General features: G+C 71.2%; 9 protein-coding genes. 6 read left to right on the forward strand and 3 right to left on the reverse strand.

Annotation, left to right across the window (positions count from 1 at the left end):
- The 3 genes from AC27VN_RS23680 to AC27VN_RS23690 all read right to left on the reverse strand — a co-directional run.
- On the reverse strand, nucleotides 1–644 hold a 644-nt coding region (locus AC27VN_RS23680), incomplete at its 3' end, for a thiolase family protein (RefSeq protein ID WP_490878083.1).
- The gene (locus AC27VN_RS23685; protein ID WP_490878084.1) at nucleotides 641–1,075 is read right to left on the reverse strand and encodes a Zn-ribbon domain-containing OB-fold protein; all 435 of its coding nucleotides are present in this window, start codon (nucleotides 1,073–1,075) and stop codon (nucleotides 641–643) included. The genes AC27VN_RS23685 and AC27VN_RS23680, both read right to left, overlap by 4 nt.
- 38 nt (nucleotides 1,076–1,113) lie before the next feature.
- Nucleotides 1,114–2,100: a Bug family tripartite tricarboxylate transporter substrate binding protein gene (locus AC27VN_RS23690; RefSeq protein ID WP_490878085.1), complete on the reverse strand. Its 987-nt coding sequence runs from the start codon at nucleotides 2,098–2,100 to the stop codon at nucleotides 1,114–1,116.
- Nucleotides 2,101–2,296: 196 nt separating this feature from the next.
- On the opposite strand from AC27VN_RS23690, the gene AC27VN_RS23695 reads away from it, so the two are divergent.
- From AC27VN_RS23695 to AC27VN_RS23720, 6 genes are all read left to right on the forward strand, one after another.
- On the forward strand, nucleotides 2,297–3,061 hold the full coding sequence (locus AC27VN_RS23695) for an IclR family transcriptional regulator (protein ID WP_093340550.1): 765 nt from the start codon (nucleotides 2,297–2,299) through the stop codon (nucleotides 3,059–3,061).
- A 60-nt stretch (nucleotides 3,062–3,121) separates the two neighbouring features.
- Nucleotides 3,122–4,273: an acyl-CoA dehydrogenase family protein gene (locus AC27VN_RS23700; RefSeq protein WP_057591539.1), complete on the forward strand. Its 1,152-nt coding sequence runs from the start codon at nucleotides 3,122–3,124 to the stop codon at nucleotides 4,271–4,273.
- Between the two features lie 12 nt (nucleotides 4,274–4,285).
- A complete protein-coding gene (locus tag AC27VN_RS23705; RefSeq protein ID WP_490878086.1) occupies nucleotides 4,286–6,421 on the forward strand; it encodes an acetate--CoA ligase family protein in 2,136 nt (711 codons plus the stop codon).
- Nucleotides 6,418–7,524, forward strand: coding sequence for a CaiB/BaiF CoA transferase family protein (locus AC27VN_RS23710; RefSeq protein WP_490878087.1), 1,107 nt, complete (start codon nucleotides 6,418–6,420; stop codon nucleotides 7,522–7,524). Before AC27VN_RS23705 ends, AC27VN_RS23710 begins: the two co-directional genes overlap by 4 nt.
- A gap of 6 nt (nucleotides 7,525–7,530) precedes the next feature.
- On the forward strand, nucleotides 7,531–8,541 hold the full coding sequence (locus tag AC27VN_RS23715) for an NAD(P)H-dependent flavin oxidoreductase (RefSeq protein WP_490878088.1): 1,011 nt from the start codon (nucleotides 7,531–7,533) through the stop codon (nucleotides 8,539–8,541).
- Nucleotides 8,538–8,916 (forward strand): nitronate monooxygenase family protein (locus AC27VN_RS23720; RefSeq protein WP_490878089.1); only part of this gene is annotated, 379 nt, incomplete at its 3' end. The genes AC27VN_RS23715 and AC27VN_RS23720, both read left to right, overlap by 4 nt.

Consider the following 8,916-nt stretch of genomic DNA (forward strand, 5'->3'; position numbering starts at 1 on the left):
GCGGCGGCGCCTTCGCCGCGCGGGCAGCACTGCTGCACCGTGAGGTCGCCCGCCACCCTGGGCGAGGCCAGCACCTGCTCGAGCGTGCGGGGCTTGCGGAACTGCGCATACGGGTTGAGCGCGGCGTTGCCATGGTTCTTGACCGCCACCTTCGCCATCGATTCCATGCCGCCGCCGTGCTCGCGCAGGTAGCTGCGCGCCATCAGCGCGAACTTCACGGCCGGGATGGTGGCGGTGTCGCTGAGGCGTTCGAGCCCGTCCTTGTTGGCCGCGCGGCGGCCGTCGCCGTGCTTGTCCACGCCCATCGCGAGCACCACGTCGCTGATGCCGTGCGCCACTTCCATGCAGGCCTGGCGGAAGGCGAAGGAGCCCGAGGCCGAGGCGTTCTCGACCTGCGTCACCGCGAGCCCGGTCGAGCCCAGGTGACGCAGCATCACGCGGCCCGCGGCCATGCCGATCGAGGTGGTGCCCACGTACGCGGCCTGCACCTGCTTCCAGGCCAGGCCGGCGTCGGCCAACGCGGCGCGCACGGCCGTGAGGCCCAGGTGGGTGTAGGGCGTGTCGCTGGGGAACTGATAAGGATGCAGGCCGATGCCCACCACGTAGACGCCGCCGTTGCCGGCCAGCCAGTTGCCGCCGCTCATGCCGTGGCTCCTTGGGCATCCGCGGGTACGAAGTGGCAGCCGTAGTGCTCGCCCGAGGGCAGCGGCACCGCCACCGCGCGCAGCGCCATGCCCGGCGCGAGCAGGCTCTCGTCGGCCACGCCGATCACGCCTTCCTCCACCACCTGCTCGGCGATGCGGATGTCGCCCGCGATGCTGGGCGCGCTCAGGCCCGGCACCATCGGCACGTGCAGGGTCACGTACTCGAGCAGGGTGCCGCCGCCGGGCCGTGCCACCTGCGCCGAGGCATCGATGGCGTGGCCGCAATGCATGCAGCCCGGTGCGTTGGCCGGAAAGCTCAATTGCCGGCATTGCGGGCACTGGGCGAACAGGAAGTCGAGCGAGCGGCCGTCGGCCGCGAGCCGGTAGAGCGTGGGCCGCAGGGGCTGGAGCGTGGTCAGGTCTGGGGTCATGGAGGAAAGAGTCGCGGAGGGAAGGAAGAGGCGCGGGTTCAGTCGATGCGGGCGCCCGACTGTTGAACCACCTCGCGCCAGCGCACCATCTCGGTCTTGACGAACTCGCCGAGCTTCGCGTCGCGCAGGTCCTTGAGCGGCACGCTGCCGAACTTCTCGGTCACCTGCAGCATCTCGGGGTCGACGATGGCCAGCGCGATCGCATCGCCGAGCTTCTTCACGACCTCGGGCGGCGTCTTCGCGGGCACGAAGACCGCGCTCCAGGCCGAGGATTCGGCGCGCGGGAAGCCGAGCTCGCCCACGGTGGGCACCTCGGGCATCACCGACAGCCGCGCGCGGCCGGTCATGGCGAGCGGCTTGAGCTTGCCGGCCTGCACGAAGGGCATCACCACCACCGGGTAGTCGAACATCAGGTCGAGGTTGCCGGCCATCAGGTCGGTCAGCGCCGGGCTGCTGCCCTTGTAGGGCACGTGGGTCATCTTGGTGCCGGTGGCGACCTGGAACAGCTCGGCCGTCAGGTGCGTGCCGGTGCCCGGGCCGGCCGAGCCGAAGTTGAGCTTGCCGGGATTGGCCTTGGCGTAGGCGATCAGCTCGGGCACGGTCTTGAACGGCCGGTTCGGGTTGATCACCAGGATCAGCGGCGTCTCGGACATGGCGTGCACCGGCACGAAGTCCTTCACCGGGTCGTAGCGGATGTTCTTGTAGAGCGCGAGGTTGGCCGCCTGCGTGCCCTGGGTGCCATAGATCATGGTGTAGCCGTCGGGCGCTTGGCGCGAGGCCGCCTCCACGCCGATCGAGCCGCCCGCGCCGGGCCGGTTGTCGACCACCACCGGCTGCCCCAGCTTGTCGCCCACGATCTTCGCGAGCACGCGCGAGGTGTTGTCGGTGATGCCGCCCGGCGTGAACGGCACCACGAAGGTGATGGGCTTGGCGGGCCAGGCCTCGCCGGCTGCCCGGGCGGTGCCGCCGAGCAGGGCGGACACGGCCGCCAGCCCCACGAATGCTGTCTTCCAGAACTTCTGCATGCCTTGTCTCCGGGTTTGTTTTGGGTCTCGTTTTTCTACGAGTAATCGCAATATACTTCGACCATTCGTAGAAAAACAAGAGGAAATCCGCCGATGCCGGAAAACCCGTATCGGAAGAAACTGCCCGTCACCAATGGAAGTTATAGACCGTCCCTTCGTTAATATTCGTGGGTCTCTACGAAATATCGGAGGAAATATGCCCACACTCGTCCCCGCCGCCGCCCGCACGATGGCGTTGCTCGAGCTGTTCGCGCGCGAAAAGCGCGAGCTCTCCAATTCCGACCTGGCGCGGCTCATGGACCTGCCCGAGAGCAGCTGCTCGGACCTGCTGCACACGCTGCACGAGCTCGGCTACCTGCTGCGCACCGCGCGCAGCCGGCGCTTCTATCCGACCGCCCGGCTGCTGGCCGTGGCCAAGGAGATATCGGCCAGCGACCCGCTCTATGCCGTGGCCTCGGAAGCCGCCGAGCTGCTGCGCGACAAGACCGGCGAGACCGGCCTGGTCGGCCGCGTCGAGGGCGGCGTGGTCAAGGTGCTGGCCTTCTTCGAGGGCCGCCATCCGCTGCGCTACATGCAGAACCCCGGCGACAAGCTGAGCCTGCACGTCTCGGCGCTCGGCAAGGCGGCGCTGGCGCTCGGCACGCCCGAGGAGGCGGCGCGCCAGCTGCGCCTGAAGCCGCTGCGCCAGCTCGCCGAGGGAACCATCACCGACCTCGCCGCGCTCGAGGCGCAGGTGGCGCGCGCGCGCGAGCAGGGCTGGATCTGGGTCGAGAACGAAGGCGGCGACGGGCTCTCGGCCCTGGCCGTCGCCGGCTACGTGGGCGGCGAGCCGATCGCGCTCTCGGTCGCCGGCCCCACCGACCGCCTGCGCCAGCAGCGCGAACCTTTCCTGGCCGCCCTGCAGGAAGTGCAGGCGCTGGTCTTCCGTCCCCGCAACGCCCGGGAGCCCGGCGCCTCGTAGACCGAGGGCCGGGCGCCCGGCGTGCGTCCTTTTCCATCCAACGCCACAGGAGACATCTCGATGAATTTCACCCCCGACGCCGACCAGGAACTGCTGCGCGACAGCATCCGGCGCTTCATGAAGAGCGAGGTGGCGCCCCTGGTGGCGAAGCACGACGTGGAGAAGACCTTCCCGTTCGAGATCCTGAAGCAGCTCGCGCAGTTCGGCTACATCGGCGGCCGCCTGCCCGAGTCCGAAGGCGGCATGGGCCTGGACCAGATGACCTGGGCCATGCTGATGGAGGAGGCGGGCCACACCTGGCTGTCGCTGCGCACCATGCTCAACATCACGAACGGGCCGATCCACAAGATCGCGAGCGAGGGCACGGCGGCGCAGAAGAAGCGGTTCCTCGAACCGCTGCTGGCGAGCGAGCGCCGCGTCTTCACCGCCATCAGCGAGCCCGGCACCGGCTCGAACATCGCGCAGATCCAGACCCGCGCCGACCTGCAGGGCGACCACTACGTGCTCAACGGCCGCAAGCTGTGGATCACCAACGGCGCCTTCGCCGACTTCGGCATCGTGGTGGCGCGCACCTTCAGCCCCGACTGCCAGGGGCAGCTGTCGACCTTCCTCGTGGAGCGCGAGGTCTCGCCCTTCGAGGCGCGCCGCGTCGACACCATGGTGCTGCGCAGCACCGGCACCGCCGAGCTGAGCTTCGACAACGTGAAGGTGCCGCGCGAGAACCTGCTGGGCGAGGAGGGCAGCGCGCTCAAGCGCATGCTGGTGGGGCTGGACGGCGCGCGCGTGAACATCGCGATGGGCGCGGTCGGCGCGGCCCGTGCCGCGCTCGAGCTGTCGATCGACTACGCGCGCACGCGCACCCAGTTCGGCAAGCCGATCGGCAGCTTCCAGCTGGTGCAGAAGCTCATCGTCGACATGACGGTGCGCGTGGAGGCGGCGCGAGCGCTGGCGCTGCGCGCGGCGGCGGCGCTCGACGCCAATGCCGACGACGCGCGCATGGCCTGCTCGATCGCCAAGCTCTATGCCACCGAGGCGGCGCACGAGGTCGCGAGCATGGCGCTGCAGGTGCATGGCGGGCTCGGCTATTCCACCGACTACCCGATCGAGCGCATCTTCCGCGACACCCGCGGCGGCACCATTCCCGAGGGCACGACCGAGGTCCAGACGCTGATCGTCGGGCGCGAGATCCTCGGCATGTCGGCGATCGCCTGAGGGAGCACGGCAATGCAAGGCACCCAGGACACGCGCCCGGTCGACATCGCGCGGCTGATCCGACCGCGCTCCATCGCGCTGGTCGGCGCCTCCGAGCGCGAAGGCAGCATCGGCGAGCGCACGCTGACCAACCTGATCGAACACTCCGAATTCGATGGCGAGGTCTACCTCGTCAATCCCACCAAGGCCGAACTCCGCGGCCGGAAGTGCTGGCCCAGCGTGGCCGCGCTGCCCGCCACGCCCGACGTGGCCGTGGTCGCGGTGCCCGCGAGCGGCGTGCTGGCCGTGATCGAGGAATGCACGGCGCGCGGCGTGGGCTTCGCCGTGATCCTCAGCTCGGGCTTCGGCGAGGCCGGCGAGGAAGGCGAGCGCGAGCAGCAGCGCATGAAGGAGATCGCCGCGCGCGGCGGCCTGCGGCTGTACGGCCCCAACTGCCCGGGGCTGACCAACGTCAACCACCGGCTGGGTCTGACCTTCTCGCCCTCGTTCCCGCACGACCTCACCAAGGGCCCGATCGGCCTGGCCACGCAGGGCGGCGGCCTGGGCCGCAACGTGATGCAGGCGATGGAACGCGGCATCGGCATCGGCCTGTGGGCCTCGACCGGCAACGAGGTCGACCTGCAGGTGGCCGACTTCATCCACTACATGGCCGACGCGCCCGACATCAAGGTGGTGGTCACGCTGCTCGAAGGCATCAAGGACGGCGCCAAGTTCGCGGCCGCGGTGCAGCGCTGCGCGGCCAACGGCAAGCCCGTGATCGGGCTCAAGGTGGGCCGTTCCGAATACGGGCGCAAGGCCGCGCAGTCGCACACCGCCTCGCTCACTGGATCGGCCGAGGTCAACAGCGCGGTGTTCCGCCAGTTCGGCGTGATCGAGGTCGACGACATCGACGAGCTGGTCGACACCGCCTGGCTGTTCGCGCGCGCCATGCCGGGGGCGCAGGAGGCGCTGGGCATCTACTGCTCCTCGGGCGGCACGGCCGCGCTGACCGCCGACGCGGTGGGCGCCGCCGGCCTCACCTTGGCCACCTTCGCGCCCGAGACCACCGCGGTGCTGCGCGCCAAGCTGCCCGACTACGCGGCCATCGGCAACCCGGTCGACACCACGGCCATGGTGCTCAGCGACAAGACCGTGGTCGAGACCACGCTGGGCTGCGTGGCGAACGATCCGCACACGGGCCTGACCATCGTGCCGATCGCGCTCGACTACGGCGAGACCACCACGCGCATGGCCGACAACATCATCAATGCGCAGAAGGACAGCGCCTCGCCGATCGTGCCGATCTGGATGAGCGACCGGCTCGGCGAGGGCTACCGCAAGCTCGTGGCGGCCGGCTTCGCGCCGCCGCGCTCGGTCAACAAGTCGATCGCGGCGATCGCGCGCTGGGTCGAGTACGGGCGCTGGAAGCGCGCGAACCCGTCGAACCCCGAGGCGCATTTGGTGCTGCCGACGCGCGCGCCCGAGGGCGAATTCGCCACGCGCAGCCTGTCGGAATCGCAGGCCAAGGCGCAGTTGAAGCAGGCGGGCATCGCGCTGCTGCCGCAAGGGCTCGCAAGCTCGGCCGAGCAGGCGCGCGCGCTGGCGGAAGGCATGGGCTACCCGGTGGTCGCGAAGATCGCGAGCGCGCAGATCGTCCACAAGTCCGACATCGGCGGCGTGAAGGTGGGCCTGCGGGACGCGGCCCAGGTGGCCGAGGCCTGGCACGACATCATGGCCGCGGCCGCGAAGCACCATCCCGAGGCCACGGTCGACGGCCTGCTGGTCGAGAAGATGGCGCCGCGCGGCGGCACCGAGCTGATGGTGGGCGTCACGCGCGACCCGGTGTTCGGCCATGTCATGACCTTCGGCCTCGGCGGCATCTACGTCGAGGTGCTGCGCGACGTGACGCGGCGCATGCTGCCGATCGGTCCGCGCGACGCGGCGGCGATGGTGCGCGAGATCCGCAGCTTCGCGCTGCTCGACGGCGCGCGCGGCCGGCCCAAGGCCGACCTCGCGGCGCTCGAGGCGCTGCTGCTGCGCGTGTCGGAGTTCGTGGTGGCGCATGCCGACCGCATCGAGGAGATGGACCTCAACCCGGTCTGGGTGGGCGCGGCGGGCGAGGGCGCGCTGCCGCTCGACGCCGTGATCATCGAGCGCGTGCCGGCATGACGCACCCCGTCGCAACGCCGCCACTGGCCGGCATCGTGGTGGTCGACTTCAGCGAACTGCTGCCCGGCCCCTTCTTCACGCAGAACCTGGCCGAGCTCGGCGCGCGCGTGATCAAGATCGAGCGCCCGCCGCATGGCGACAACGTGCGGCGCATGGGGCCGGGCGTGTTCGAGGCCGTGAACCGCGGCAAGCAGAGCCTGCTGGTCGACCTCAAGGACGAGGCGCAGCGTGCCGAGGTGCGCGCGCTGATCGCCACGGCCGACGTGGTGGTGGAGTCGTACCGGCCCGGCGTGATGGCGCGGCTGGGGCTCGATGCAGACAGCTTGCGCGCGGAGTTTCCGCGGCTGGTCTACGTGTCGCTCAGCGGCTATGGCCAGCAGGGGCCGTGGGCCGACCTGCCGGGGCACGACATCAACTACCTCGGCGCGGCCGGCGTGCTCGCGGTCTCGGGCGTGCCCGGCGGCGGTCCGGCGCAGAGCTTCGGCCTGCCGGTGGCCGACCTCTGCGGCGCGATGTATGCGCTGTCGTCCACGCTGGCCGCGCTGCTGCAGCGCCAGCACACGGGCCAGGGCCAGCACCTCGACGTGGCGCTGGCCGACTGCGCGCTGCACTGGATGAATCCGCGCCTCGGCGCCTGGCGCTCGTCGGGCGATGCGGACCTCGAGGCGCAGCGCGAGGCCACGCTGGTGAAGGCCGCGTACGGCGCCTTCCTCTGCCGCGACGGCAGGCATCTGTCGGTGGCCGCGCTCGAGGACCACTTCTGGGCCCGGCTGTGCGAAGCGCTCGATCTCTCGCCCTATGGCGGCGAAGCCTTCCGCTCGCATGGCGCGCGCAAGAAGGTGGCGCCGGCGATCAATGCGCGGCTGGCCCAGGCGCTGGCCGCGCTCGATGCCGACGATGCCTTCGCGCTGCTGCAGCGGCACGACGTGCCGGTGGCGCCGGTGGTGGAGCCGGCCGCGCTCGCGGCGCTGCCGCAGTTCGCGCAGCGCGGCAAGTTCGAGGGCGATGCGGCGCTCGCGCTCGCGCGTTATCCGGTGCCGATGGCGGGAGTGACGCCCGGCGGGCTCGGCGGCGCGCCGCGGCTCGACAGCGCGCGCGGCTGAGCGGCCATGACGGCACCGCTCTTTTGCACCCGCGTCACCGAGCTGTTCGGCATCGACCATCCGATCCTCGGCGGCGGGCTGATGTGGCTGTCGGATGCGCGCTACGTGGCCGCGCTGGTCAATGCCGGCTGCATGGGCTTCGTCACGCCGCGCTCCTTCGCCGACGACACGGCCTTCGCGGCCGCGCTCGTGCAATGCCGCGAACTCACGCGCGGGCGGCCCTTCGGCGTGAACCTCACGCTCTCGAAGCGGCCCGAGGCCAACACGGCGGTGCGGCGCTGGATGGAGATCGCGCTCGCGCACGGCGTGCGCCATTTCGAGACCGCGGGCTATGCGCCCGGCGAGCTGATCGGCACGCTGCATGAGGCCGGCGCGGTGGTGATCCACAAGGCGCCGGGCCTGCGCCATGCGCTCGCGGCCGAGCGCGCGGGGGCCGATGCGGTGGCGCTGGTCGGCATGGAGGAGGGCGGCCATCCGGGCGCCAACGAGCTGCCGACCATGCTGCTGGGCGCGCTCGCGGCCGAGCAGCTGCGCGTGCCGGTGGTGCTGGCCGGTGGCATCGGCCATGGACGCCAGCTCGCGGCCGTGCTCGCGCAGGGGCTCGATGGCGTGCTGATCGGCAGCCGCTTCCTGGTGGCCGAGGAGATCGCCACCCATCCGGCCTACAAGCGGCACCTGCTCGACTGCGACGAGCAGTCCACCGTGCGGCTGCTGCACACGCTGGGCAACACCTGGCGCGTGCTGCGCAACGAGACCGCGCGCGAGGTCGAGGCGATCGAGCGCGCCGGCGCGGCCGACCATGCGGCCTTCGGCACGCTGATCGACGGCCGCGCGACGCGCGACCACTGCTATGCGCAGGGCGACTGGCAGCGCGGCATGGTGTCGCTGGGGCCTTCGATCGCCTTCGCGCGGCGCATCGAGCCGCTGGCGGCCATCGTGGCCGAGCTGCTGGCGCAGGCACGGGCCTCGCTCGCGCGCCTGCCTTCCCTCGTGTCCCCCGTACCGGAGCCCTCATGACGCAGCGCCTGCCCTTCCTCGACCGCCTGGCGGTGCCCGCGATCGCCGCGCCCATGCTGCGTGTGTCGGGCATCGAACTGGTGTCGGCCGCCTGCCGCGCCGGCGTGGTCGGTGCCTTTCCGACCGCCAATGCGGAGTCGCTCGAGGCCTTCGCGGGCTGGATGGCGCGGCTCAACGACGAGGCGGCCGCGGCGCGCGATGCCGGCACCGCGCATGCGCCCTGGTGCCCCAACCTGATCATGCGGCGCGATCCGGCACGCGTGCGCGCCGAAGTCGAGCTGATCGTGCGGTATCGGGCCGAACTCGTGATCACCAGCGTGGGCTCGCCCGCGGCGGTGATCCCCGCGCTGCACGACGGCGGCTGCCTGGTGCTGG

The organism is Variovorax sp. 20P10.2.4 (assembly GCF_058244205.1).